At 53.2% G+C, this 24,909-nt stretch carries 26 protein-coding genes and 1 tRNA gene; 14 read left to right on the forward strand and 13 right to left on the reverse strand.

Annotated features, from left to right (window positions below):
• Nucleotides 1-18: 18 nt before the first annotated feature.
• Complete coding sequence (locus tag HCR00_RS00275; protein ID WP_166985387.1) at nt 19-1,539, reverse strand: helix-turn-helix transcriptional regulator; 1,521 nt, start codon at nt 1,537-1,539, stop codon at nt 19-21.
• Between the two features lie 136 nt (nt 1,540-1,675).
• Here HCR00_RS00275 and HCR00_RS00280 point away from each other — a divergent pair, with 136 nt between their 5' ends.
• Nucleotides 1,676-3,481 carry a phosphoenolpyruvate carboxykinase (GTP) gene (locus HCR00_RS00280; protein WP_167141795.1) on the forward strand — a complete coding sequence of 602 codons (1,806 nt, stop codon included), beginning with the start codon at nt 1,676-1,678 and terminating at the stop codon, nt 3,479-3,481.
• 190 nt (nt 3,482-3,671) lie between these two features.
• Here the strand turns inward: HCR00_RS00280 and HCR00_RS00285 are convergent, their stop codons facing one another.
• Genes HCR00_RS00285 through HCR00_RS00295 form a run of 3 tightly spaced genes read right to left on the reverse strand, consistent with a single transcriptional unit; the run spans nt 3,672 to nt 5,576 of the window.
• Nucleotides 3,672-4,283 (reverse strand): CbiQ family ECF transporter T component, encoded by a 612-nt coding sequence (locus HCR00_RS00285; protein WP_167141798.1) that lies wholly within the window; start codon nt 4,281-4,283, stop codon nt 3,672-3,674.
• Nucleotides 4,276-4,944: an energy-coupling factor ABC transporter ATP-binding protein gene (locus tag HCR00_RS00290; RefSeq protein WP_167141800.1), complete on the reverse strand. Its 669-nt coding sequence runs from the start codon at nt 4,942-4,944 to the stop codon at nt 4,276-4,278. The genes HCR00_RS00285 and HCR00_RS00290 overlap by 8 nt, the downstream gene beginning before the upstream one ends.
• 32 nt (nt 4,945-4,976) lie before the next feature.
• Nucleotides 4,977-5,576, reverse strand: a complete 600-nt coding sequence (locus tag HCR00_RS00295) for a biotin transporter BioY (RefSeq protein ID WP_167141803.1) — start codon at nt 5,574-5,576, stop codon at nt 4,977-4,979.
• 114 nt (nt 5,577-5,690) lie between these two features.
• Between HCR00_RS00295 and HCR00_RS00300 the strand changes: the two genes are divergently transcribed.
• A tRNA-Leu gene (locus HCR00_RS00300) sits at nt 5,691-5,772 on the forward strand.
• Between the two features lie 42 nt (nt 5,773-5,814).
• Here the strand turns inward: HCR00_RS00300 and HCR00_RS00305 are convergent.
• Nucleotides 5,815-6,453, reverse strand: a complete 639-nt coding sequence (locus HCR00_RS00305; RefSeq protein WP_167141806.1) for an SDR family oxidoreductase — start codon at nt 6,451-6,453, stop codon at nt 5,815-5,817.
• Nucleotides 6,454-6,612: 159 nt separating this feature from the next.
• Between HCR00_RS00305 and HCR00_RS00310 the strand changes: the two genes are divergently transcribed.
• From HCR00_RS00310 to HCR00_RS00320, 3 genes are all read left to right on the forward strand, one after another.
• A complete protein-coding gene (locus tag HCR00_RS00310) occupies nt 6,613-7,188 on the forward strand; it encodes a LemA family protein (protein WP_167141809.1) in 576 nt (191 codons plus the stop codon).
• A gap of 20 nt (nt 7,189-7,208) precedes the next feature.
• Nucleotides 7,209-8,084 carry a M48 family metalloprotease gene (locus HCR00_RS00315; protein WP_166985366.1) on the forward strand — a complete coding sequence of 292 codons (876 nt, stop codon included), beginning with the start codon at nt 7,209-7,211 and terminating at the stop codon, nt 8,082-8,084.
• A gap of 160 nt (nt 8,085-8,244) precedes the next feature.
• Nucleotides 8,245-9,735 (forward strand): aspartate ammonia-lyase, encoded by a 1,491-nt coding sequence (locus tag HCR00_RS00320; RefSeq protein WP_166985363.1) that lies wholly within the window; start codon nt 8,245-8,247, stop codon nt 9,733-9,735.
• 108 nt (nt 9,736-9,843) lie between these two features.
• On the opposite strand, the gene HCR00_RS00325 is transcribed toward HCR00_RS00320, so the two are convergent.
• A complete protein-coding gene (locus HCR00_RS00325; RefSeq protein WP_167141810.1) occupies nt 9,844-10,710 on the reverse strand; it encodes a fumarylacetoacetate hydrolase family protein in 867 nt (288 codons plus the stop codon).
• A 59-nt stretch (nt 10,711-10,769) separates the two neighbouring features.
• On the opposite strand from HCR00_RS00325, the gene HCR00_RS00330 reads away from it, so the two are divergent.
• A complete protein-coding gene (locus tag HCR00_RS00330; protein WP_166985357.1) occupies nt 10,770-11,135 on the forward strand; it encodes an FKBP-type peptidyl-prolyl cis-trans isomerase in 366 nt (121 codons plus the stop codon).
• Between the two features lie 7 nt (nt 11,136-11,142).
• On the opposite strand, the gene HCR00_RS00335 is transcribed toward HCR00_RS00330, so the two are convergent.
• Entirely contained in the window at nt 11,143-11,982 is an 840-nt protein-coding gene (locus tag HCR00_RS00335) for an inositol monophosphatase family protein (protein ID WP_167141813.1), read from the reverse strand.
• A 163-nt stretch (nt 11,983-12,145) separates the two neighbouring features.
• On the opposite strand from HCR00_RS00335, the gene rpsO reads away from it, so the two are divergent.
• Nucleotides 12,146-12,415, forward strand: coding sequence for a 30S ribosomal protein S15 (gene rpsO, locus HCR00_RS00340; protein ID WP_167141816.1), 270 nt, complete (start codon nt 12,146-12,148; stop codon nt 12,413-12,415).
• Nucleotides 12,416-12,581: 166 nt separating this feature from the next.
• Here the strand turns inward: rpsO and HCR00_RS00345 are convergent, their stop codons facing one another.
• The 3 genes from HCR00_RS00345 to HCR00_RS00355 all read right to left on the reverse strand — a co-directional run bounded on the left by HCR00_RS00345 (nt 12,582) and on the right by HCR00_RS00355 (nt 16,117).
• Nucleotides 12,582-14,099, reverse strand: coding sequence for an NCS2 family permease (locus HCR00_RS00345; RefSeq protein WP_167141819.1), 1,518 nt, complete (start codon nt 14,097-14,099; stop codon nt 12,582-12,584).
• Between the two features lie 156 nt (nt 14,100-14,255).
• Nucleotides 14,256-15,650: an aspartate aminotransferase family protein gene (locus tag HCR00_RS00350; protein WP_166985345.1), complete on the reverse strand. Its 1,395-nt coding sequence runs from the start codon at nt 15,648-15,650 to the stop codon at nt 14,256-14,258.
• Between the two features lie 2 nt (nt 15,651-15,652).
• Entirely contained in the window at nt 15,653-16,117 is a 465-nt protein-coding gene (locus HCR00_RS00355) for an Lrp/AsnC family transcriptional regulator (protein WP_243854473.1), read from the reverse strand.
• 132 nt (nt 16,118-16,249) lie between these two features.
• Between HCR00_RS00355 and prfB the strand changes: the two genes are divergently transcribed.
• The 7 genes from prfB to HCR00_RS00390 all read left to right on the forward strand — a co-directional run bounded on the left by prfB (nt 16,250) and on the right by HCR00_RS00390 (nt 21,595).
• Nucleotides 16,250-17,368 (forward strand): peptide chain release factor 2, encoded by a 1,119-nt coding sequence (gene prfB, locus HCR00_RS00360; protein WP_167141822.1) that lies wholly within the window; start codon nt 16,250-16,252, stop codon nt 17,366-17,368.
• A gap of 65 nt (nt 17,369-17,433) precedes the next feature.
• Nucleotides 17,434-18,414 (forward strand): cell division ATP-binding protein FtsE, encoded by a 981-nt coding sequence (gene ftsE / locus HCR00_RS00365; RefSeq protein WP_167141825.1) that lies wholly within the window; start codon nt 17,434-17,436, stop codon nt 18,412-18,414.
• A complete protein-coding gene (gene ftsX, locus HCR00_RS00370) occupies nt 18,411-19,325 on the forward strand; it encodes a permease-like cell division protein FtsX (protein ID WP_166985336.1) in 915 nt (304 codons plus the stop codon). Before ftsE ends, ftsX begins: the two co-directional genes overlap by 4 nt.
• On the forward strand, nt 19,326-19,805 hold the full coding sequence (gene smpB / locus HCR00_RS00375) for an SsrA-binding protein SmpB (RefSeq protein ID WP_166985333.1): 480 nt from the start codon (nt 19,326-19,328) through the stop codon (nt 19,803-19,805).
• The gene (locus tag HCR00_RS00380) at nt 19,802-20,368 is read left to right on the forward strand and encodes a 1-acyl-sn-glycerol-3-phosphate acyltransferase (protein ID WP_167141827.1); all 567 of its coding nucleotides are present in this window, start codon (nt 19,802-19,804) and stop codon (nt 20,366-20,368) included. The genes smpB and HCR00_RS00380 overlap by 4 nt, the downstream gene beginning before the upstream one ends.
• 83 nt (nt 20,369-20,451) lie before the next feature.
• Nucleotides 20,452-21,045, forward strand: coding sequence for a hypothetical protein (locus HCR00_RS00385; protein WP_166985327.1), 594 nt, complete (start codon nt 20,452-20,454; stop codon nt 21,043-21,045).
• 22 nt (nt 21,046-21,067) lie between these two features.
• Nucleotides 21,068-21,595, forward strand: coding sequence for a methylated-DNA--[protein]-cysteine S-methyltransferase (locus HCR00_RS00390; protein WP_167141830.1), 528 nt, complete (start codon nt 21,068-21,070; stop codon nt 21,593-21,595).
• Between the two features lie 69 nt (nt 21,596-21,664).
• Here the strand turns inward: HCR00_RS00390 and HCR00_RS00395 are convergent, their stop codons facing one another.
• The 3 genes from HCR00_RS00395 to HCR00_RS00405 all read right to left on the reverse strand — a co-directional run bounded on the left by HCR00_RS00395 (nt 21,665) and on the right by HCR00_RS00405 (nt 24,853).
• Nucleotides 21,665-22,516, reverse strand: a complete 852-nt coding sequence (locus HCR00_RS00395) for a carbohydrate ABC transporter permease (RefSeq protein ID WP_243854474.1) — start codon at nt 22,514-22,516, stop codon at nt 21,665-21,667.
• 31 nt (nt 22,517-22,547) lie between these two features.
• Nucleotides 22,548-23,279, reverse strand: coding sequence for a carbohydrate ABC transporter permease (locus tag HCR00_RS00400; protein ID WP_243854475.1), 732 nt, complete (start codon nt 23,277-23,279; stop codon nt 22,548-22,550).
• A gap of 320 nt (nt 23,280-23,599) precedes the next feature.
• Nucleotides 23,600-24,853: an ABC transporter substrate-binding protein gene (locus HCR00_RS00405; protein WP_167141832.1), complete on the reverse strand. Its 1,254-nt coding sequence runs from the start codon at nt 24,851-24,853 to the stop codon at nt 23,600-23,602.
• Between the last annotated feature and the right edge of the window lie 56 nt (nt 24,854-24,909).

The raw sequence follows: 24,909 nt of genomic DNA on the forward strand, positions 1-24,909 counted from the left end.
CGCGAGACTTTTTACGATCTATCCTTGAAATTCTGCGTCGTGACGGGTTAAGAACTCGTACATCTCGGCCTCGTCAACGCCCGGAAAAGTGCCTGATGGCAGTGGTGAGAGTATGTGCTGGTGCATTCGGGCGCTCGCCCAGCTTTTCCCCTCCCACCGCTCAGCCATTAGCTCATCAGGCCGTTTGCAACACTCCTCAGCAGGGCACAGCGAGACTGTGCGTTTCTGCGTATCACGGCCGCGAAACCACTTGGCGTCATCAAAGCTGACACCGCACGTAATCGAAAAACCGCCGTCGGTTTCACTCTCACCAGTCTGTGCGCTCGACCAGAAAGTGCCCTCAGGGGTGTCGGTGTACTGGTAAAACTCGTTAGTGCGATTCTTTCGCTTGAACGCAGTGCGACCACCCCAGTATTTGCAGATTAGCTGCCCTTCTTCGTTCCCGTAGCCGTCTGTTGGAAATTCAAGACCGTCATTCTGGTAGCCGCGCACCAACACTCCGGCGGCAGTCGCACGATAAAAATGGACGCGTAAATCTAAATGCTCGGTCGCGAGGTTGGTGAAGCGATGCGCTGCAGCCTCATGGGTGACACCAAATGCGTCACGCAGATCCTCAATTGCGAGGTTGCGCTCGCGTTTTGCAGCCTGCAAAAAGTCGGCGGTGCGCTTCTCTGGCATCAGGCAGGCGGAAGCAAAATAGTTGATTTCAAGACGCTGCTGCAGAAACTGTGCATAATCCCAGGGCGTTTCGTGCCCGAGCACGTGGTGCGCCATTGCCTGTAGCGCGAGTGCGCGCAGCCCGTGCCCGCCCGGAATTGATGCCGGCGGTAGGTAGATCCGCCCATTTTCAAGGTCGGTTATCGAGCGGGTGTTGCTTGGCAGATCATGCACAAACACCAGGGAGAAACCAAGCTTATTTGCCAGCACATCAACTGCGCGGTGGGTTAGAGCGCCGGTTGTGTGCCCAATGCTCGCCATTAAATCTTCGGCAATCTCTTCAATTTCGGGCAGATAATTATTGCGTGAGCGCATTTTATCGCGCAGCAGGGTGTTCGCCTGTTTTGCGCCCTCTGCGGTGGCGGCGCGCTGCTGTGCTTGGCGGTGAACCTCTTTACCCAAACCCACGATTGCTTCGAGCGTATCTGTGGGGACGGATTTGGGTGAGCGGATCTGCGGCAGACCAAGATTTTTATAGATTGTTGTGCGCTGCATTTGTTCGAGCGCAATTTCTAGCGCGGATCTGCGGTTTGGGGCTTCTGTGGCAAACAGTTTCTGAATATCGGTGCCGAGTTCGCGTGCAAGGGTTTGCAGTATCGTCAGCTTCGGTTCGCGTTTGCCGTTTTCATAGAGTGAGAGCTGGCTGGCACTTAAGCCAACGCTCGCGCCGAGCTGTTCAAGCGTGAGACCTGCGGCTTTCCGAAAATGTTTTAGACGCTTCCCGAGAATTAAGTTATCGATACCGGGACGATTTGGAGTGCCAGGCCCGGACTCTGCTACAGCAGTAAATTTTGCATTTTTTGAGACCCTTAAATCACTCATTTTTTGATTATATGTCAAAAAACTGTATTTTTGCCGCGAAATTTGGTGTTGCGGGTCTGTTGCAACCCGCAAAATTGAAGTAACCAATCGTTGCCGTGCGGGCAGAGTGCGGAGCGAACAAAACACAGGGGTGCAAATGACTGAGACAGTTCAGACTACAAACCAGGAAGTAATCGATTGGGTGGAATCGATTGTTTCTCTCGTCAAACCAAAAAATATTTACTGGTGTGACGGCAGTGCAGCTGAGTGGAACCAGCTGACAGAAGAGATGGTTGCAGCTGGCAGCCTCATCAAACTCAACCGCGATATTCGCCCCAACTCCTTTTTAGCGCGCTCAAGCGCTGATGATGTGGCGCGCGTGGAAGATCGCACCTTCATCTGTTCAAAAGAGCAGATTGATGCCGGCCCCAGCAATAACTGGCGTGATCCTAAAGAAATGATGGCTGAGCTAACACCGTTGTTTGACGGTGCTATGCAGGGGCGCACTCTGTACGTGATCCCATTTGCGATGGGCCCTGTCGGTGGCGCAATTACCCAGTTGGGCTTACAAATTACTGATTCACCCTACGCTGTGCTAAACATGCACATCATGGCTCGCGTAACGCCGGAAGTTTACCGTGAAATTGAAGCGGGGAAGCAGTGGGTGCGCACCGTGCACAGTGTTGGCGCGCCGCTTGCAACTGGCGAGCAAGACTCTGCATGGCCGTGCAATGAAACAAAATACATTTGCCACTTCCCAGAGACTCTGGAAGTCTGGTCTTTTGGATCCGGTTACGGCGGCAACGCCCTGCTCTCAAAGAAGTGCTTCGCGCTGCGTATTGCGAGCGTGCTCGGCCGTAATGAGGGCTGGCTCGCAGAGCATATGCTCCTGATTAAAGCCACTAACACCGAAACCAACAAAGCGTTCCACGTTGCGGCTGCGTTCCCTTCAGCCTGCGGTAAAACTAACTTTGCGATGCTGCAACCGACCATTCCCGGGTGGAAAATCGAAACCCTCGGCGACGATATTGCCTGGCTGCGCCCCGGTGCAGACGGTCGACTGTATGCGATTAACCCGGAAGCTGGGTTCTTCGGTGTTGCGCCGGGCACAGGTGAGTCAACCAACCCAACAGCTATGAACACACTCTGGGGCAACACGATTTACACAAATGTTGCGCTGACAGACGACGGTGACGTCTGGTGGGAGGGCAAAACTGACGCTGTGCCAGAGCATCTCGTCGACTGGCAGGGCAATGACTGGACACCAGCAGATAACCGCCCGGCAGCACACCCGAACTCACGATTTACTGTGCCGATTACGCAGACCCCAACTCTCGCCGATGAGTGGGCGAAAGCCGACAGCGGAGTGCCAATCGACGCAATTCTGTTCGGCGGTCGCCGCGCAACAAACATCCCGCTCGTTGCCCAGTCATTCGACTGGAAGCATGGCGTGTTTATGGGCGCGACCATCTCTTCAGAAAAAACTGCGGCGCAGGAGGGCACCGTTGGCCAGCTGCGGCGTGATCCGTTCGCGATGCTGCCGTTCTGCGGATACAACATGGCAGACTACTGGGGGCACTGGCTGGAGATGGGCGAGCTCCTTGGTGATAAAGCGCCTAAGATTTTCCAGGTCAACTGGTTCCGTAAGGACGCTGACGGCAAATTCCTGTGGCCGGGCTTTGGCGATAATTCACGCGTCCTTGATTGGATTCTCCGCTCGGTTAGCGGTGAAGTAGACGGCGAGGCGCTAGCGATTGGGCGAGTACCAGCAGCTGGAGAGTTAAAACTTTCCGGTCTTGAGTTGGAGCAGCGTGATGTAGACGCACTCTTTGACGTTGACGCTGAGTCGTGGCTTGCAGAGTGCGATCTGACCGAAGAATTTTTCGCAAAATTCGGCGACCGCGTGCCCGGCGAACTAAACCGACAGCTTGGGGCGTTGCGTGACAGGCTCGCAACCGCATAAAGACTTCACCTCTTCGGCAACGAACTGGTGAGCGGGCTCCCTACGGTTCTGCCCAATTTTACTGTAGGAGATACCCAAAGTAGGCCCCCGATTCTGCCCAATCGGGGGCCTACACCTATTTAGGGTAGCTGTAATTTCTTCGGCATAAACAGCCAAAGTTTGGTGCCCGAACTCGGGTAGAGACTTGAAACTACACTAAATTGCGTGCTTGCAGGGCCTTTGCGGTGTCTTCCGCGTGCTTTACAGCGCCGAGAATAACCGGCAGGGTGCGTGCTCGGATGCTGCTTTGGAGGCCGCGCGCGGTTGCCGCAATACGAGCATCCTCAACCAGACCTAGTAGCACTGGCAGTGCGGATATTGCGATTGCGGCTGCGAGCGCAGGGCGTTCAGGATCGATCCCGAAGAGACGCAGGGGAGTGCAGCAGGTTCTAAAAAGTTCGAGGAGCTCAGAGACTCTGGTCGTCAGTATTAAAACTGTTGCGTTTAACACACAGAGGATCATCACTCCAATCACACTAAAGAAGCTTGCAACGGAGGCTAACAGTAACTGTATAACTCCGAACACGAGAATTAGCAGCCAAATCTGCTGGAGTGGGCGCACTAATTCCCGGAGAGGTAGTTTCGTGGTCAGTCCGAGAATGAGTGTGAAACAGATAAGCGCCCAAATAACTTGTGGACTGCGCACGAATGCGGCGATCGCGCTAAAGAGAATAAGCGCGCTAACTTTCACCCCAGCGGGTGTATTATGCAGCCAGCCGGGGTTTGGCCAGTAAAGACCGAGAAAATGACCGCGTTTAACCACTCTGAGACAGCTTTCGGTAGCTGGAAATTACTGTTTCTGGGTTGCCATCTGCCGCAATTTTGCCATCCGCGATGAGCAGTATCCGGTCGGTTGTTGCGGCAAGCTCAAGATCGTGGGTTGCGATAAGAATCTGCACGCCACGCTCGGCTAGCTGTTTGAGCATACGGCTTACAAGCTCGGTGTTACGCAGATCTAACAGAGTGGTTGGTTCGTCCAACACTAAAACTTCAGGATCGGTTGCCATCACTGTTGCGATGGCAACTAGTTGCTGCTGGCCCGCAGATAACTCATACACACTGCGTGTTGCAAGATCTTCCAGCCCGAGAGATCGAAGCGTCTGAAACGCTGCGGCACGGCGTTCGCTGCGGGGCAGCTGCCGCAGCGAGAGCATAATATCTTCGATGACCGTTGGCATCAGCAGCTGCACACTAGGGTCGGTAAACACGAAACCAACCCGATCGGGTGCTGAAACCGTGCCGCTTGTCGGTTTTGTGAGGCCGTTAATAAGCTGTAGCAGCGTTGATTTACCAGAGCCGTTTGCGCCGATAAGAGCGACAATTTTTTCTGAAATCGTGACGTTTATGTCTGTGATGAGGTCGCGCGCAGGGGTGGCTGGCAGCGCACCAGCCACCCTTACCGACACTGCATCAAACTTAATCACTGCTAGAAACTCTTGCGCTGTTTTGGGCGCGCTTAATCGTCAGTTAGCAGTCGTGGAAAAGCTTTGTGCACGAACACTGCAACCGCTGCAGCAGCGAAGTTTTTAATCGCGTCGCCCGGCCAGAACGGCATATCTGCCTTGATCGCGTCAGCGGGTGCGAGATCGGCGTTTATAACTAGGCCGCCGATGCCGAGCGGGTGAATAGTGATAAAGCTAGCAACCAAACCAAGCAGGCCGAGAGTCAGCCAGAGCTTCACGCCGCTGAGTTTTAACAGACAGCGCTTTGCAACGATGCCGCACAGGAGCGCAAACAGCGGGAAGGCGATAATGTATCCGGCAGTTGGGCCGGCCAGCACGGTGAAACCGCCGGTGCCGCCAGCGAACACGGGGAGCCCAAGCAGGCCGAGTGCTACGTATAGCAGGGTTGCTGCAAAACCGCGCCAAGGCCCCAGAAGAAAGCCGGTCACGCCGATCGCAAAAGTCTGGAGGGTGATTGGCACCCCGAGCGATCCAACAGGGATCTTCAAAAACGAGAAAGCCCAAATTAATGCAGCAAACACTGCGATAAACGCAATATCGCGAGCGATATTTTTATTGCCGGCTCGTGCTGGCGAAGTGCTGGCTGATGACAACTATGTCTCCTTCTTTTTAGAAATTTAACAGCAGTTATCTATTCTTGCGCAAGATATATTCCCAGCGGGTGAGATGTCGCCCAGGCGCACAAAGTGCTATGCTCGATATCTGGCGCCCCTATGGTGGAATTGGTAGACACGGCAGACTTAAAATCTGCTGCCGCAAGGTGTGTCGGTTCGAGTCCGACTGGGGGTACAAATAATCAGCTCCCTTTTAAGCAGCTAATTGAATCTACGGCTATAAATTTGCGAGCGCTTCCTTAATGGGTGTTTCCCCATCACTCATCTGGATAATTTTTCCGATTGTGCGCGGCTGCTCTAACGCCTCTGCCAACACATGAGCAACATTGGGAATTGTGTTGGGCTGTGACTGTGAAACATGCACCGCAATCTTGCCAGAGCCAAACTCTGCCTCAACCAAATTTCCCGGTTGGACAATTGTGTAATCAAGTTTTGTTTGGTGCAGCAACCACTGATCCGCAAAAAATTTAGCAATGTTGTAATTGGTGATCTTTGCCAAATTTGGATCCGACCACTTTTCCGGCTCGGTCGCAAAAATAGAGCTCAGCATAATGAAGCGTGAGACGCCCGCCTGTTCTGCGGCCTGCATTAGTTTGACAGCTCCAAACGCGTCTGTTTGCAGCAGGTCTTTGCCGCGCGAGCCCGCTGTGAAATAAACCGCGCCACAGCCTTTCAGCAGCTGCGTGAGGTCAGCGACGCTTGCGTGCAGGTCAAGAGCGTGCGGAGTGACGCCTGGGCGGGTAAGCACCTTCTCGGGTTTGCGAGCTCCAGCCACAACGGTGTGCCCGTTTTCAGTCAACCGTTTGATCAGCTGTTCTGCGACTCGTCCAGTAGCTCCCGCAATGTATACGCGCATTATCTGCTCCTTCAATAGTAAATATTGTTGTCACGTCTAATGACTGTTTAGTGTAGAAGAATTTTCTCGGCAGTATCTGGGAGTGTTACACAGGCTGCGGTTATCCCTAGCGGCTGTAGTTTCAGGGGATCGTAACGATGCGACTGCTAGAGTTTGGGTATGGAAATTGGACTAATTCTTGGGCTCGTGGCAGCCGGTTTGTTGCTTGTACTCGGCCTGTATGTGGTCGTCACCTACAACTCGCTGGTTAAACTGCGCAACCGGGTTGATGAAGCCTGGAGTGATATCACTGTGCAGCTGAAGCGCCGGGCAGATCTCATTCCGCAGTTGGTTGAAACCGTGAAAGGGTATGCCAGCCACGAGTCGGGTGTGTTTGAAAGCGTGACTCGCGCTAGAGCCGCGACGATTAACGCACAAACCCCGGCTGAAGCATCGCAGGCAGAGGGGCAGATGCAGCAGGCGCTGAAGAGTATCTTTGCGGTTGCCGAAGCCTATCCACAGCTGCAGGCTAGTCAGAACTTCCTTGAGTTGCAGTCCGCGCTGGTTGACACAGAAAATAAAATCCAAGCCTCACGTCGTTTTTATAACGGGGGTGTGCGCGATTACAACACCAAGATCCAGCTATTCCCGAACAACATCTTTGTGCGCGGGATGGGCTTTAAAGAGCGTGATTTCTTTGAGGTTGAAGAGCTGGCGGCTATCTCTGAACCACCCCGCATTGATTTCGGCTCCTAAACACTTCATAAAGGGGGAGTATGTACAGCGCTATTCGCCGCAATAAGGTGAACACTATTCTGTATATGCTCATTTTCGTACTCATTATTGGCGGGCTTGGGCTGCTTGCCGGCTGGGCATACCGCAGCACTGCAGTGAGCGTTACTGTTGTTGCTGGCGCAATTTTATTTGCGATTTTCCAATACTTTATGGCGAGCCGGCAAGCGCTTGCGATGTCTGGCGCACAAGAGATTTCTGAACGTGACAATCCGCGTTTGTATCGCACCGTTGAGAATTTGTCTATCACAACCGGAATGCCAATGCCTAAGGTGTATGTCATTAACGACCCTGCTCCGAACGCTTTCGCCACAGGTCGCAACCCAGAGACCGCGTCAGTTGCGGCGACAACGGGCCTGCTAGAGATTCTTAACGACGCTGAGCTTGAGGGAGTTATGGCGCATGAGCTGGGGCATGTGCGCAATTATGACATTCGCGTCAATATGATTGTTTACGGTCTTGTGGTTGCTGTGGGCATTCTCTCTGATGTGCTGATGCGCATGGCCTTTTTTGGGCGGCAAAATAATAACAACAATAACCCGGTAGTGCTCGTTTTTGGCCTGGTCGCGATGCTTGTGGCGCCGCTGGTTGCAACAGTTGTGCAGCTTGCGATCTCGCGGCAGAGGGAATATCTTGCAGACGCAACCGGCGCGTTCATAACCAGACACCCGACAGCTCTTGCTAGCGCGCTACACAAGATTAGTAGTCATGCGCGTCCCCTTGAGCGCCAACAGTCATCGATGGCTCATATGTGGCTCGCCGATCCAACTCGCCCCGGAGCGATGCAGCGCATGTTTTCTACCCACCCGCCGATTGCGGATCGGATCCGCCGTTTAGTTGAAAGCGAATCAAAGTTCTAAGTTAGCTGCCTGCGCAGCTCTGTCAAAAATAACGGAATTTGCCGTTTCAGATTTAGCGCGTTTTAGTGCGCAAGCGACCTAGAGGGAGTAGCCTAGGTGCTAGCAAGTATTAGACCCCGATGCTTAGGTGTCGGCAGTGACAATGGAGTAGCAATACACAATGGCAGATTACCTCGCAACGCTAACACGCACCGAAACCGATTCACTCGGTTCAGTTGAGGTGCCAACCACTGCTTACTGGGGCGTGCACACGGCACGTGCGCTCGAGAACTTTCCGATCTCTAGGCGCCCGATCTCTGTCTATCCCGATTTTGTTAAGGCGTTCGCTTGTGTGAAGCAGGCTGCGGTGCGGGCCAACCTAGAAATTGGTGCGCTAGATGAGCAGAAAGCAACCTATATTGATCGAGCGTGTGAAGAGATCAAGGGCGGTGCGCTTATCGACCAGTTCGTTGTTGGCGTGGTGCAGGGTGGTGCCGGCACCTCGACAAACATGAACGCAAACGAGGTAATCACGAACCGTGCGCTTGAAATGGCAGGTCATCCGAAGGGTGATTACGCGTTCATTAACCCGAACGATCACACCAACCGCAGTCAGTCAACCAATGACACCTACCCGACCGCGATCAAAATTGCTTTGGTGTTTTCTATTCGTCATCTGCTTGAAGAGCTCGAACTGCTAGCAAGCTCATTCGAGAGCAAGGGCAAAGAATTTTCTAGCATTCTAAAGGTTGGTCGCACTCAGCTGCAGGACGCTGTGCCGATGACTCTCGGCCAGGAATTCAACGCATTTGGTGTGACCCTGCGTGAAGATCTAGACCGGCTGCAGGAAGCTGTTGAGCTGCTCTATGAAGTGAATATGGGCGCCACAGCAATTGGCACCGGGATTAACGCGGCTGTCGGATACAAAGAGGCTGTTATCAAGCATCTGCGCGAGGTGACGGGTATTCCGCTTGAAACGGCCGGCGACCTTATCGAGTCAACCAGCGACACCGGCGTTTTTGTGACATTCTCAGGGGCGCTAAAGCGTCTGGGCCTGAAGCTTTCAAAAATCTCTAACGACCTTCGTTTGCTCTCTTCAGGGCCGCAGGCGGGTCTCGGTGAGATTAATCTGCCAGCTCGTCAGGCTGGCTCATCGATTATGCCCGGTAAGGTTAATCCGGTGATTCCAGAGGCGGTGTCGCAGGTTGCATACAATGTTGCCGGCGCTGATGTGACTGTTTCGATGGCTGTTGAGGCCGGGCAGTTGCAGCTGAATGCCTTCGAGCCGATTATTGCGCACTCACTGTTCCAGTCAATTACCTGGCTCGAGCGCGCCTGCAAGACACTGCGTGTGAACTGTGTTGACGGTATCACCGCAAATGAGACACACCTCGCTGACACTGTTGCGCGTTCTGTCACCGTGATCACTGCCCTTGCACCGGTTATCGGTTATGCAGAGGCAGCCAAACTGGCAAAAGAAGCTCTCGCTAACAACGAACCTATTCGTGACCTGGTTGTCGCACGTGACCTGCTCGATGCAGATGAGCTTGAAGAGCTGCTGCAACCAGCGAAACTAGCGGGCCTGGCGCCAGATACCGATGCGGTGCGTGAAGCGCACAAAGTGTCGGATCGGAGCGAGGTTGACAGCACCAGCGCTCTAGGTGAGGGCTAAAAGACCTCTTAAGCGCAAAGCTAATTAAACAAATTTTGTGGGCCGGGTTGTTTCAAAAACAACCCGGCCCACAAAATTTATGCCAACCGAAGCGGCTTGGCGCATAGATTAAATCTCAACGGTGCGTGTTGTGAGCGCGCCAATACCCTCGATCGTGACAGTGCACTCGGTGCCCTCTTTGAAATAAAGCGGGGGTTTGCGGCTGCGGCCGGCACCGCCGGGGGAGCCGGTTGAAATAAGAGTGCCCGGTTGCAGTGTAGTGGCCTGCGAGAGCGACACAATCAGTTGCGCGACAGAGCGAATCATAAAACGGGTGTTTGAATCCTGCACGCGCAGCCCGTCAAAGTCTGTTGTGATAGCAAGATTCTGTGGATCAGGGATTTCATCAGCGGTTACCACAACCGGGCCAACCGGCGAAAAGCCGTCGAATGATTTACAGCGTGACCACTGCGGTTCTTGAAACTGCAGATTGCGGGCGGTCATATCGTTTACTACTGTGTAACCAAAAACGTAGTCGAGCGCTTCTTCAAGTTTGACGTTCTTTGCGGGTTTGCCAATGATGACGCCGAGCTCACCCTCATAATCAACCTCCCGCGTTACCGCCGTCGGAAGTTCAACGGTTGCTTCGTGCGCACCCAATGAGTTTGGAAACAGTGAGAAGAGCACCGGCCCGGAATCATTGTCCAGGCTTAATTCGCTAGCGTGCTCATCATAATTTAGGCCAACAGCTAGGGTCACCGGTGGTGCGATTACTGCTGGGCCCCAGGTGACGCTGTCTAAGGACACTCCAGCCTCTGGGCCAGCTGAGCTTAGTGCTTCACGGAGCAGGTCAAGAGCAGTCGCACCTTGATTGATGAGTTCTTGCAGTGTGCGTGCCGACTGCCCGAGCAAAGAAACTGGGATTGCGCGGTCGCCAGACACTACAGCGAGTTCAAGAACGGAGGTTGATGAATTCTTTATGTGCGCAAACTTCACCCTTTAAGCCTACCCAGTACTGTCTGAGATTTTTCAGGCATGTTTGCAAGAATTGAAATATGACTAATTTAGAACGCCCAGAAGTTCCTTTCCCAGAAGGGCCAGCACCGACTGAGCTCGTGATTGAAGACATCGTGGTTGGCGATGGTGCCGAGGCTGTTGCATCGTCAACTGTTGACGTGCACTATCTCGGTGTTGACTACGAAACCGGTGAAGAGTTTGATTCTTCATGGAGTCGCGGCGAGAGCATCAACTTTCCGCTCGCACAGCTCGTAGAGGGCTGGAAGCAGGGCATCCCAGGCATGAAGGTTGGCGGTCGCAGGAAGCTCATTGTGCCGCCACGTCTCGCATACGGTGTGGCACCCGGCCATCCACTCGCAAAAAAGACGCTGGTATTCGTTATTGACCTGCTTGGTGTGAAGTAATCCCCAGTTACTTAAGTGCCGGCAGCAACGGCTGCAGCGCTTTAACAGTTTCGGCCGGGCCCGCGATTAATAGTGGCGTGCCCGGCTTACTGCTTATAACACCCGCTGCGGCTGCTCCGGTTACTGTCGCTCCTGCTTCACGTGCTATTAGTTCGGCAGCCGCGTAGTCCCAAACTTTTAAGCCTGCTTCATAGTAAGCGTCGAGGCGACCAGCTGCCAGTGCGCAGAGATCGTATGCAGCAGAGCCGGAACGACGGATATCTCGCACCCGGGGCAGCACCTCTAAAAGAACTTCTGCCTGACGGGCTCGCTTCTTGGCGCTGTATCCAAATCCGGTTGCGATAAGGCTCTCAGACAGTGGCGCAGCCTCGTTGATCCGCAATTTTTTCCCGTTCAGAGCGGCACCCAATCCGGCCGCAGCTGAGAAGAGCTCTGCGCTGGTGGGCACATAGACGGCGCCGGCAACTGCGCGGTATCCTTCGCTGTAGCTGGTGTCGGCAACGCAGGCAGCGACACTAACGCAATAGTTCGGCTGGTTGTAGAAATAGTTGGTTGTGCCGTCAATCGGATCAAGGATCCAAGTGATGCCGGACGCGCCAGCGCGATTCGTGCCCTCTTCTCCGAGGATCGCGTCGCTGTGACGCCAGTCGCGCAACTCCGCAACAATAATCTGCTCTGCTGCTTGATCACCGAGCGTCACAATATCTACCGGTGAACTTTTAGCGGCAGCAACTGTTACGCCTTTTTCACGTAAGTTGCGGACGTGTGTGCCGGCATCACGAGCGACACGCTCGGCGAGATTCCTTAGCTCAGTGAGGTCGGAGTATGAGAGGGCATTGAGGTTCATAATTTTAAGCCTAGCGGGCGCTGGAGGGTGTCGTTTTGTTTGACTGTGTGGTGTTAAGTCAGATGCTAGTGCTAAGATTGAAAGGCTGCCGTATAACGGCCGCGGTTAGAGAGAGCCGGCACAAAGGGTGACCGGCGCCGCGCAGCAACACGAAAGGTGCCTCATGTCACTTGACCCGAAGGTAAAGCAGGAAATCATTGCAGAGTACGCAACCAAGCCAGGTGACACGGGTTCACCAGAGGTGCAGGTTGCTATCCTCTCACGTCGCATTAAGGATCTCACCGAGCACCTGAAGACCCACAAGCACGACCACCACTCACGTCGCGGTTTGCTGCTGCTCGTTGGTCAGCGTCGTCGTCTGCTCGGCTACCTGCAGAAGGTAGATATCGAGCGCTACCGCAGCCTCATTGAGCGCCTCGGTCTGCGTCGATAAATTACGAGTTTTAATAATTACCTCGGTTTGGTTCTTGTGAACTAAACCGAGGTTTTTTATTACCGCAATAGTTAACACCCATATTAAAACAGCAGATCCTTTTGCGGGGCATCGCTAAACCGCGAGACCCCGCAAAAGACTGTAGTGGGTTTATAGGTCAGTAGGCCTAACTCAAAAGACTCTCGAGAGGCCCACGTGTGAAGAATAGGATGAACCCAGCCGCAACGATAAACAGGATTGGGTGCACCCGCTTTGCCCGGCCACCAAAGAGATTAATCAGCACGTACGAAACAAAGCCGACACCAATGCCGTTTGCAATTGAATAGGTGAGCGGCATCGCAGCTATGGTTAGGAACGCTGGCAGTGCAACATAGAAGTCACTCCACTCAATTTCTGTCACCTGACTCATCATCATGGTGCCAACAAGCACAAGGGCAGCCGAACCGATCTCGATCGGAACGAGAGCGGTGAGCGGGGTAAAGAATGCGGTCAAAAACAGGAGAACACCTGTGGTTATCGAAGCTAGGCCTGTGCGCGCACCCTCACCAATACCGGCAGCGCTTTCAACGAAAACAGTTGTTGAGGAGCTTGAAGTTGCGCCACCAACAACCGCGCCAACACCTTCCACGAGGAAAGCGCTTTTAATGCGCGGAAACTCGCCAGCCTGATCTTGCAGACTTGCGCCTTTCGAGAGGCCGTTCATGGTGCCGATAGCATCAAAAAAGTTGGTAAAGACCAGAGTGAAGAGCAGCATAAGCGCAGAGATTATGCCAACGCGCGCGAATGATCCGAAAACATCGACCTGGCCAACGAGTGAGAAGTCTGGCAGGGTTACGATTGCCTCTGGCAGGGTGGGCACGCTCGACTCCCAGCCGATGCCATTGCTTTCAGGCGCATATTTTGAACCGATGGGGCTGATCGCCTCAAAAATAATTGATGCAATCGTGCCAATGACCAGAGCTATCAGAATAGCGCCGTTAACGCGACGGGCAACCAGCACCCCAGCGAGGATCAGGGTGAGCACAAAAATGACGGTTGGTGGGGATACGATCGAGCCGTCAGTTCCAAGCTGTACCGGTGGGCCGCCCGGGGTGCGGGTGACGAACCCGGCGTTTACAAACCCGATAAAAGCGATGAAGAAACCAATCGCAACGCTGATTGCAGCCTTTAGTGAGGCGGGTACTGCGCGGTAGATAGCCAGACGTGCGCCGGTCGCCCCTAGTAGGCAGATCACTAGGCCGTTAATAACAACGATGCCCATCGCCTCCTGCCAGGTGACAAGGCCCACAACATTTACTGCGAGGAATGAATTCATGCCGAGTCCGGCGGCAAAAGCAAACGGTAGGCGAGCGATAACGCCAAACAAAATGCTCATGAAGCCCGCTGCGAGGCTGGTGGCCGCGCCCACGAGCGCGGGGTCGAGTATCTGCCCGGCGATGTCTTCTTTGCCGCCGAGAATGATTGGGTTTAGCACCACGATGTAGGCCATCGCGAAGAAGGTGACGACGCCACCGCGGATTTCTTTACCGACGGTTGAGCCGCGCTTAGTGATCTCGAAGAATTTATCCAGTGCCGAGAGATTTCCGGCGGTTTTTGCTGTGCTTGTCACAGGAGTGATGTTCCTCAGGTGTATTGGACAGGGACCGCCTCCCTGCGAATTTGCTGAAAGGCTAATTTCTATCATAGGTCACGATATCCCTCCACAGCACGGTGGTGAGGGAGGGATCGCGGGGCAGGATTTTTCGATCAGAGCTTCTGCGCAGGTTTAAACGAAAGTGCCTCGGGAAGAAAAATCTTCCCGAGGCACTGCAACGCTAACTATTAATTAACTAGCTATAGCTTAGAGCTGCTTCGATGCGTCCTTCAGAACTGAACGCAGGATGCCGCCGATTTCTTCGAACTCTGCTGGGCCGATAGTTAGCGGTGGTGCGAGCTGGATTACCGGGTCTCCACGGTCGTCAGCACGGCAGTAGAGGCCGGCATCCCACAGGTGCGGTGACAGGTAGTCACGCAGCAAGCGGTTTGACTCTTCCTCGTTAAAGGTTTCCTTGGTGGTCTTGTCTTTCACAAGCTCGATACCAAAGAAGTAGCCCTCACCGCGCACGTCACCAACGATATCGATGTCGAGCAGCTTCTCAAGCTCCTTGCGGAACAGTGGGCTGTTCTCAACAACGCGCTCGTTAAGCTTCTCTTCCTCAAAAATGTCGAGGTTTTCGAGCGCCGCAGCACACGATACTGGGTGACCAGCAAAAGTGAAGCCGTGGTAGAAGGTGTTGTCAGTGTTGTTGAACGGTTCGTAGATACGATCGCTCACGATTACTGCACCGAGTGGTGCATAACCTGAGGTGATGCCCTTCGCGCTGGTAATGATGTCTGGGGTGTATCCCAGTGCATTACATGCGAAGAAGTCACCGATGCGGCCGTAAGCACAGATTACCTCGTCACTGACGAGCAGCACATCGTACTGATCGCAGATTTCACGGACACGCTTGAAGTATCCCGGTGGTGGTGGGAAGCAGCCACCTGAGTTCTGTACCGGCTCCAGGAAGACAGCAGCAACTGTCTCAGGGCCCTCAAACTCAATCGCTTCAGCGATACGGTTTGCAGCCCACTCACCGAACTCTTCGATGTTTTCACTTGGAGCACCCATTTCAGCGGCGCGGTAGAAGTTGGTGTTCGGTGCACGGTGACCACCCGGAGTCAGCGGCTCGTAGAACTTCTTCATATCTGGAATACCGGTGATAGCAAGTGCGCCCTGTGGGGTGCCGTGGTAGGCAACCGAACGTGAGATCACCTTATGCTTCATTGGCTTGCCCTGCAGCTTGAAGTAGTGCTTGGCAAGCTTGAAGGCAGTCTCAACGGCTTCGCCACCGCCGGTGGTGAAGAAGACGCGGTTGAGATCACCTGGTGCGTAGCCAGCCAGACGCTCTGCAAGCTCAATTGCTGCAGGGTGTGCGTATGACCAGAGTGGCATGTAGTCAAGTGCCTTCATCTGCTTCGCTGCTGCTTCAACGATGCGATCACGGCCGTGGCCAGCATTCACAACGAACAGACCTGCTAGGCCGTCAATGTACTGCTTGCCGGCAGCATCGTAGATGTGGTGTCCCTCACCGCGGGTGATTACCGGGATGCCGTCGTTCAGCACCTTGCGTGAGGTGAAGTGTGGCCAGAGATGTTTGCCAGCACTCTCCTGTAGGGCAGCTACGTTTACTGCTGCGTTTGGATCAAAAGACATGGTTATCGTGTTCCCCAGTCGTATTTCTGTTTCTTAATTGCCAGATACATAAATGTTTCTGTCTCAGCAACGCCCTCGACTGCACGGATTTTGCCGTTCAGTACTTCAATGAGGTCGTTGTCGTCCTCGCAGACCACTTCAATCATGATGTCAAAGCCGCCCGCCACCATTACGAGGTAGGAGACTTCTGGCATGTCTGCGAGTGTCTCAGCGACAGTTCTAATGTCGCCCGAGACGCGCACCCCGATCATCGCCAAACGATTAAAGCCCAGTCGCATAGGATCTGTCACTCCAACTATCTGCGCGATTCCGGAGTCTGTGAGCTTCTGCACGCGCTGACGCACGGCAGCCTCGCTAAGTCCCACAACCTTAGCGATTTCAGCATAGCTTTTGCGACCATCGAGCTGCAGTTGCTCGATAATCTGCTTTGAAATCCCATCTAAGGTGGGGGCTTGCTTGGTGTTCACACTCCGATTCTGACATATGTTTCTGGGAAATTCCACTTATTCCGAATTTAAAACGCAAAAACACAAACGTTTTTAGTCGTTAGATACTTTTGTGCGGTGACCCAGTTGCCCTCAGCTACACTAATAGGCAGTATGGCTGATTTTGAATTTAGCGCCCGTATTAGAGCGGCACGGCAAACCTTCGCCGACATTGCATCGGTTTCTGATATGGGAGCGCTCGCATCACAGATTGCTGATCTCGAACAGCAGGCCGCCGCGCCAGACCTCTGGGATGATCCAGAGGCGGCGCAGCAGGTGACCAGCCAGCTCTCCTATACAAAAACCAAACTCGATAAGCTCCGGCAGCTTGAGAGCCGTCTTGACGATCTTGAGGTGCTGCTCGAACTGGCCGATGAGAGCAACACAACAGAAGCGGCAGCGCTTGCAAAAGAGGCGGAGGCTGAACTTAAAGCTATTGAGACAGTAATTGCTGACCTTGAGGTGCAGACGCTGCTCTCTGGCGAATACGATGAATATCCGGCAGTGGTCACGATCCGCTCCGGTGTTGGTGGCGATGATGCAACGGATTTTGCCGAGATGATGCTGCGCATGTATTTACGCTGGGCTGAGCAGCACGGATACCAGACAAAAGTGCTGGACACCAGTTACGCCGAAGGGGCGGGCATTAAGTCAGCAACTTTCGAAGTGGACGCCCCCTATGCTTTCGGAACACTGTCCGTTGAAGCGGGCACTCACCGATTGGCGCGTATTAGTCCTTTCGGATCGGCGGACAAACGCCAAACCAGCTTTGCTGGCGTGGAGGTTATTCCGCTTATGGAGGAAGCGACAACAGTTGAGGTTCCTGAGAGCGATATCCGGGTGGATGTTTTTCGCTCCTCAGGCCCCGGCGGGCAGTCGGTTAACACAACCGACTCTGCTGTGCGGATCACGCACCTGCCAACCGGCATAGTGGTTTCGATGCAGAATGAAAAGTCGCAGATTCAGAACCGCGCCGCTGCAATGCGAGTGCTGCAGAACCGCCTGTTGCTGCTGCAGCGGGAAGAAGAGGCAGCAAAAAAGAAAGAGCTTGCTGGCTCTGTGACAGCTAGCTGGGGAGACCAGATTCGCTCCTATTTCTTGTACGGTCAGCAGCTGGTCAAAGATCTGCGCACCGGATACGAGTCTTCGCAGCCCGATGCTGTGTTTAACGGTGACCTTGACGGTTTTATTGCAGCCGGTATTAGATGGCGTTCGATGCAAGCAAATTCCTGAGAATCAGTAGGTTCTGGGCGTGCCGAGGCTTAATCTGCCGACCCTCCGCGTAACGTTAAGAGACCATGATTACTTTCGATAATGTCACTAAGCGCTACCGCGGCAACAGTAGCCCAGCGCTCGATAGTGTGTCTCTGCAGGTAGACCGCGGCGAGTTTGTGTTCATCGTGGGTGCCTCCGGCTCGGGCAAATCGAGCTGCTTGCAGCTAATACTGCGAGAGTCGCGTGCAAGCGAAGGTAAGGTGCACGTGCTCGGGCACGATCTGAACAAGATCTCGACCCGGAAAGTGCCTTTTTTTAGACGCAATCTCGGCACTGTATTTCAGGATTTTCGCCTGCTTCAAAATAAGAGCGTTTACGAAAACGTTGCGTTTTCGCTGCAGGTGATTGGAAAGTCGCGGGGCTACATCCAAGAGGCTGTTCCCGATGTGCTTGAAATGGTGGGCCTAGGCGGTAAGGGTAAACGCTACCCGCATGAGCTGTCGGGCGGTGAGCAGCAGCGTGTTGCGATTGCGCGCGCAATTGTGAATAAGCCCGCGATCCTCCTCGCTGATGAGCCAACCGGAAACCTTGATCCGGCAACCAGCCTCGGTATTATGCAGTTGCTGCAGGCGATCAATGCTGCAGGGACAACAGTTGTTATGGCAACTCACGAAGCGACCTTCGTGGACATTATGAAACAGCGTGTTATCGAGCTTGCCAACGGAGTTGTTGTGCGTGATGAACAGGGCGGCGGATACGGCGAAACTGCCTCTATCCCGATCGAGGATCTGCGCAAAGCTGGTCTGCGTGTGGCGCCGCAGACAGCTGCAGTAGAAACCGTTCAGCTTGCCCCGCCAGCTGTTGCCGAGCAGGCGCCAGTAGCGCAGCCGGTTGCGCCTGAGATAGCCGAACCCGATCTAACAGTAATTGACGCTGTCAGCGCAGAGCCAACACCGCCAGCACCGCCTGTGGAGCCGGTTGAGCCGGTGATTGAACCCGGAGTTGCAGAGCGTCTGGGGCTTGCGCAGCGAAACAACGACGACGAGGTGGGGCCGGTCCGATGAGATTCTCTTTTGTTATGGGCGAAGTGTTTCGTGGCTTGCGCCGCAACATCTCAGTTGTTGTGTCTGTCATTTTGGTGACTTTCGTATCGCTCACCTTCGTGGGGGCGGCAATTTTGATGCAGCTGCAGGTGCAGCAGATGAAAACCTTCTGGTATGACCGGGCGCAGGTCGCAATCTATATGTGCACCGACTTTGATGAATCTGCAACCTGTGCTGGCGCCGATGCGAACGAAGAGCAGCTTGCGGCGGTTACAAATGCGCTCGAGTCTGACAGTCTTGCGCCGTATGTTGAAGACTATTTCTTTGTCGATCACAATGCCGCATACGAAGAGTTTGTGAAGCAGTTTAAGGGCAATCCGATCGTAGAGATAACCCGCCCGGAACAGTTAAACCAAACGTATTGGGTGAAACTAAAGAATCCTTCACAGTCTGAAATTCTGGTAGAAACCTTCTCCGGGATTCCTGGTGTGCAGAGTGTTTCTGATCAGCGGAGTCTCCTTGACCGCATATTTTTGTTCCTGGGTGTTGCAAGCTACTCAGCTGTTGCGATCGCGGGTCTAATGTTGGTTGCGGCTGTGCTGTTGATCTCAACCACGATCCGACTGTCAGCCTTTAGCCGCCGGCGTGAAATTGGCATCATGCGTTTGGTGGGTGCTTCTAACCGCTTTATTCAAACCCCGTTTATTCTTGAGGGGGTTTTTGCTGCGGTTATCGGAGCGGTGCTTGCCGGCGCAGCAACTCTCGGAATAGTGAAGTTCTTTGTGCAAGACTTCCTCGTGACTCAGGTGCCGTTCACAAGCTACATCAGTCTTGAACAGGCTTTCATAGTGCCACCGATTCTGTTGGTGGTTGGTATTATTCTGTCTGCCGCAGCCGCCAAAGTCGCGATTACAAGATATTTGAGGGTTTAAATGTCAAAGCAGGCTAACGGCGAGCAGCTCATCGCCTCAAATAAGCGAGCTCGGCATGACTATCACATTCTCGACACATATGAGGCGGGTGTTGTGTTGACAGGCAGCGAGGTGAAGTCGCTGCGAGAGGGTCGCGCATCTCTCAACGAGGCGTTCTGCTTTATTGAAGCTGGTGAGGCGTGGCTCGAACACGCGTATATTCCTGAATACATTAACGGCACATGGACAAACCATGCACCGCGCCGCAAACGCAAGTTACTGCTGCACCGGCAGCAGATTGACAAACTATTTTCGAAGACTCGCGACGGCGGAGTGACGATTGTGCCGCTCAAGATTTACTTCCTGGACGGGCGAGTGAAGGTGGAGATAGCGCTCGCGCGAGGCAAGCGGGAGTACGATAAACGGCAGACACTCCGTGAAAAACAGGATAAGCGCGAAGCAGAGCGCGCAATGCGGCAGCGCAATAGACTGGGGGAGTGATTAGGTATTTCCTCGCGCGCCTATTTTGGGTGGTGAGTCCGTGGAAATTACGGACGGCCCCGGCGCCAAATGAACCAACGATTCTGATTGGTGCACCGCACACTTCCAACTGGGATTTTGTGTTTATGCTCGCAATTTCGTGGCGTCTTAAACTGCCGGTCAAATGGCTGGGCAAAGACACTCTCTTTAAGGGGTGGCGTGGGCCACTCATGCGAGGTCTTGGCGGAATCGCGGTGGATCGTAAAAACGCTGCCGGGCTGGTGCGCCGAATTATTCGCATGGCGAACTCCGGGCAGGTGTATGGCTTGGTTATCACCCCTGACGGCACACGGAAGGGGCACAGTCGTTGGAAGTCTGGGTTTTATCGGATCGCGATGGAAACAGGTATGCCCGTCACTCTAGGTTATGTTGATCGTCACACTAGAACGGTTGGGCTGGGGCCGACGCTTCAGATGACCGGTGATGTTGCAGCTGATATGGATCGCATTCGGGCGTTCTATGCGGATAAATCCGGATTCCATCCCCAATATCGTGTGGAACCGCGTTTAAACTCTGAAGACTAGGGTGCCTGCTTTTGCGGCAGTGAGCGGGATTATCTGATTCCGCGCTAAGCTTTTCTGTGTCGCTTGAACTGAGAGAAGTTGCTATGTCCGACATATTGCGTCTGATACCCAAAGCCATAAACCATCGTCCCCTGCCTCAGTCAACCGCGATAGAAGGAACAACGACGGTGCTTCTGCACGGTGCAATGGGATTTCCCGGTGAGCTTCGTAAACTTGCGCTGTCTCTCAATAAAGCCAAGATTCCATTTATCGCGCCTGTTTATGCAAAACTCGGCCCGCAGGATTTAAACGATGCTGTCGCACATATTTGCGAAGCGATGCCGGAAGGCGAAACGGTAAACGTTGTCGGTTATTCACTGGGCGGGCTGCTTGGTCTGCTTGTAGCGCAACAGTGCAGCGTGCAGAAACTCGTTGGGATTGGAGCGCCTTGGGCCGGAGAGCCTGACAGCCAGCTTGCGAAAGCGCTCTTTGGCGCTGTCACTGAGACACTGCAGCTGGATCTAAATATTACAGCGCCCGATGCGAGTAACGTTGTTTCAATATACTCAAATTCTGATCGGGTTATTAACCCTAAATTTTCTAGACGCGGCACAGAGGTGCCCTTCGACGGTATCAGTCACTGGCGGTTGCCGCGGCACTCTAAAGTTGTGCAGCGGGTGGTTGCTGAGCTGAGTTGAGTTGAGAGGCATAACGCAAGAGATGGCACGGCTCAATTACTGTGAAGTTGAATCACCGATAGGGCAGCTGCTGCTTATCGCATACGATGAAAACCTTGTGCGTATCGGATTAGACGCTGAAGATTTTGTCGAACTGCGCGCAGCCTATTCGCGAAAGTATCGACAAACGGCTGAGTGTTTTCCTGCTGCTTTTGCAGACGCTGTAGCGCAGCTTAAAGCATATTTTGCGGGAGAGTTGCGGGCTTTCTCGCTACCAGTTGACTTTGGGTCGGGCAGTGGTTTTCGACTGGCAGTGCAGAGATTCTTACCCCAAATAGAATACGGCCAGACGTTGAGTTATGGACAGATAGCTGAGTGCCTCGGCAATCCGGGAGCTGCGCGAGCTGTTGGAACAGCGTGCGCTTTGAACCCGCTTCCCATAGTGGTGCCCTGTCACAGAGTTGTGCGTGCCGACGGAAACATCGGACGCTACGCCGGCGGGGTGGCTGCGAAACAGTTCTTACTGCGACTGGAGAGCGCCGTAGAAAAACCTCCTGCCGGGCATCTGTAAAAGCTACCGGAGCAGATCAGTGTAAAGCCCCACGGCATCTTGCGAGGCGTGGGGCTTTACACCTGCGGTTTACTTCACAGCACCTGCAGTAAGACCACCAATTAGGCGCTTCTCGATGAGCATGAACAGAATTACCACTGGCACAACTGAAATAATCGAGACACCGAAAACATAGTGCCAAGAAGTTTCATACTGGCCAACAAACTTTGTCAGCGCCACTGATAGCGGCTGCAGCTCTGCGGAGTTGAGAAGCACAAGTGAGGCTGCGAATTCATTCCAGCAGGCAACGAACGCGAAAATGGTCGCGGTGACAATACCCGGCCAGACAAGCGGAAGGTTAATCCTTGTGAGTGTTTTCCACTGACTTGCTCCATCAACCTGCGCTGCTTCTTCAATCTCTTTCGGGATCGACGCAAAGAAAGAGTGCATGATCCATGTTGCAAATGAGAGGTTAAAAGCGGCATTAACCAGAATCATTGCAAGCCAAGTGTTATTGATGCCCAGCAAAGAAAACTCACGGAACAGACCGGCTGTCAGCACCGCGGGTTGAAGCATCTGCGTGACAATCACCAAAGAAAGGAAAACTTTCTTCATTGGAAAATTCACGCGGGCTGTATAGTAGGCCGCTGGCAGAGCAACCAGGAGCACAAGCAGGGTTGCGCCAACTGAAATGACGATCGTTGAGACTAGGTTATTGACAAGCGGAGTCTCGGGGGTGCTCCACATGTTGATGTAGTTTTCTAGATGCCATTCTTGCGGCAGATAGGTTGGGTTGACACTACGAATTTCCTGCTTTGACTTTACCGAGCCAAAGAACATAACAACATAGGGGATTAAAAATAGCACCGCCAACACCAGACCGCCACAGCAGCGCAGCAGCAACTGCGACAGCGTGAGTTGGTGTTTAGTGTATTTTTTCACACGATGACCTGTGGTTACTTTTGCGCCCAAATTAATCACCCTGCTTCAGTGGATTAACAACCTTGACATAAACTGCGACGATAATCATGACGATGATAAAACCGATTACCGAAAGCGCTGACGAGATGTGATACTGACCGCGATCTATGTATTTAAAGATCAAAGTCATCACTGTGTCAGCCTCGTTACCGGGCATTGCGCCGGCCATAACTCGCAAAATTGGAAGACTGTTAAATACGTTAATACCGTTAATTAGCACGGCCACCGCTAACGCTGAGCGCAGCTGGGGCAGCACTATTTGGAAGTATGTTCGGATCGGTCCTGCGCCGTCTACCCGAGCGGCCTCAATTACATCAGCTGGGACTGTAGCTAAGCCAGAAAGAAGGGTGTAGGTAGTGAACGGCAGTGAGACGAAAATTGCTACAACAATTGCAGCGATAAAAGCTGAGGTGGGATTTTTTGTGAAACCGTAAGGCTCGGAAATAATGCCTGTGTCCACAAAAAACTTATTGAAAATACCGATGAACGGCTCGAGACCGTAGTACACAACCATTGTGGTCATAACCACTGATGCAGCCCACGGAATTACAACTATCATGCGCACTATGCGACGCCCCGGAAAAGCTTTATTTAAAAGTTGTGCGATTGCTAACGACAGCACAACTGTGACGGCCACAACCACGACAACCCAAATGAGCGTGCGCAGAATAACACCGGGGAGTGCCGGATTCTCAAATAGGGTTGTGTAGTTTTCGAAACCCACAGAGCCTTTATCAATACCTGAGCGGGAGATCTTCCTTGTGGAGTTGAAGAACATCAACCCAGCCGGGAAGATCACTACTAAGAAAATTAGAAGCGTAGCTGGGCCAATCCAGGGTAAAGCCCGGACTGAATCACTCAGCCTAGTGCCGCGCGGTCTTAGAGCCACACCGCTGTGGGAGACCTGTTGTTTAGAAGTCATAATTCGGTTCAGTTCGACGGGATCGGAAAAGGTTTAAATCACGTAGCAGAAATAAGAGAAGTGGCCGTGCCCGTACAAGCAGGCACGGCCACTTCTGATAGTTTCAGTAACCTTAGCTGTTATTAACCAGCGTCAGCTTCAGACTGAATTTTCTTCAGCACGTCAGCAGGGTCTTGCGTGATGACGAGACCAAAGTTCTGCTTCATCGAAACAGCAGCATCCTGCCAGTGCGGATTTGCAGATGGGTAGAAGTTTGCGTCTGGGAGCAGCTCGAGGAAGGCCTTAATGTCTTCGTTTGAGCTCATCTTTTCGTTGCCAGAATCTGTTGTTGGCAGGAAGTTTTCAGTGGTTACCCAGTCGGTGTAAACATCGGTTGAGTAGAAGTAATCGAAGAAAGCCTTGATCGCTTCTTTCTTTTCTTCGCCGCCAGTGTTAAACGCTACAAGGTGGTCGGCAACACCTAGGGTGAACGGAGATCCGTCCTTGGTTGGGATAGATCCGACTGTGTAGTTCAGGTCTGGGTTGGTCTCTTTAATCTGCTTAACCGTTGGAGGCAGACCAATCTGGAAACCAATTTCGCCCTGGACAAAGACATCCAGCAGTGGGGTACGCTGTGAGGCCTGTGGATCAGGCTGGGTGGCCCCAGCATCGTAGAGGCCTTTAATGTACTGTGCTGCTTCAATATTTTTTGCTGAGTCGATGGTCAGCTTAGAAGCATCACCATAACCGCCTCCGGCGCCATAGAACCAGATCGCAGCTTCAGCCTGAGCTTCTTCAGACCCGAGTGGCAAGCCGTAGCCAGACTTGCCGGTGGTCTCTTTAATCTTGAGAGCTGCAGCTTTTAGGTCGTCCCAAGTCTTTGGCCACTCGGTGATGCCAGCCTTATCGAGGAGATCCTGATTTGCAAAGAGCGCACGTGCTGAAGCGATCAGCGGAGCGCCGTACTGCACGCCGTCAACAGAAGCATTCTCGATAAATGAATCAGTGAAATCGTCAAGGGTTTCTGGGCTGGTAACTTCAGAAATTGGGTAGAGTAGCTCTTCGCTCACAAAAGAGGTAAAGTCGCCGCCGTTGTAAATATCAGGAGCTTTGCCGCCCTGAATTCGGGTTGCAACGGTTTTGTCTAAGTCGTCCCATGACACAACTTCAAGGCTGACCTTCACGCCTTTATTAGCCGCTTCGAAGCCCTTAATAACTTTTTCCCACAGGCCCTTAGTAGCGTCAGAGTAGGTTGGAACGAGCATCGTCAGCTCAGTGCTGCCGGAGTCGTTGGATTCCCCGCTCGACGAAGCACCGCCGTTGGTGGCACATGCTGAGAGTCCTAGCGTGAGCGCAGAGCCAAGGGCTAATGCTTTGAGGGTACGCTTAAATTTCATTTGTTGTAAACCTTCCTTGGTTTAATCATTCCCGCACTGGAATTTGTTGCCTGCTG

This window comes from Canibacter zhoujuaniae (genome assembly GCF_011752005.1).
GTDB lineage: Bacteria > Actinomycetota > Actinomycetes > Actinomycetales > Microbacteriaceae > Canibacter > Canibacter zhoujuaniae.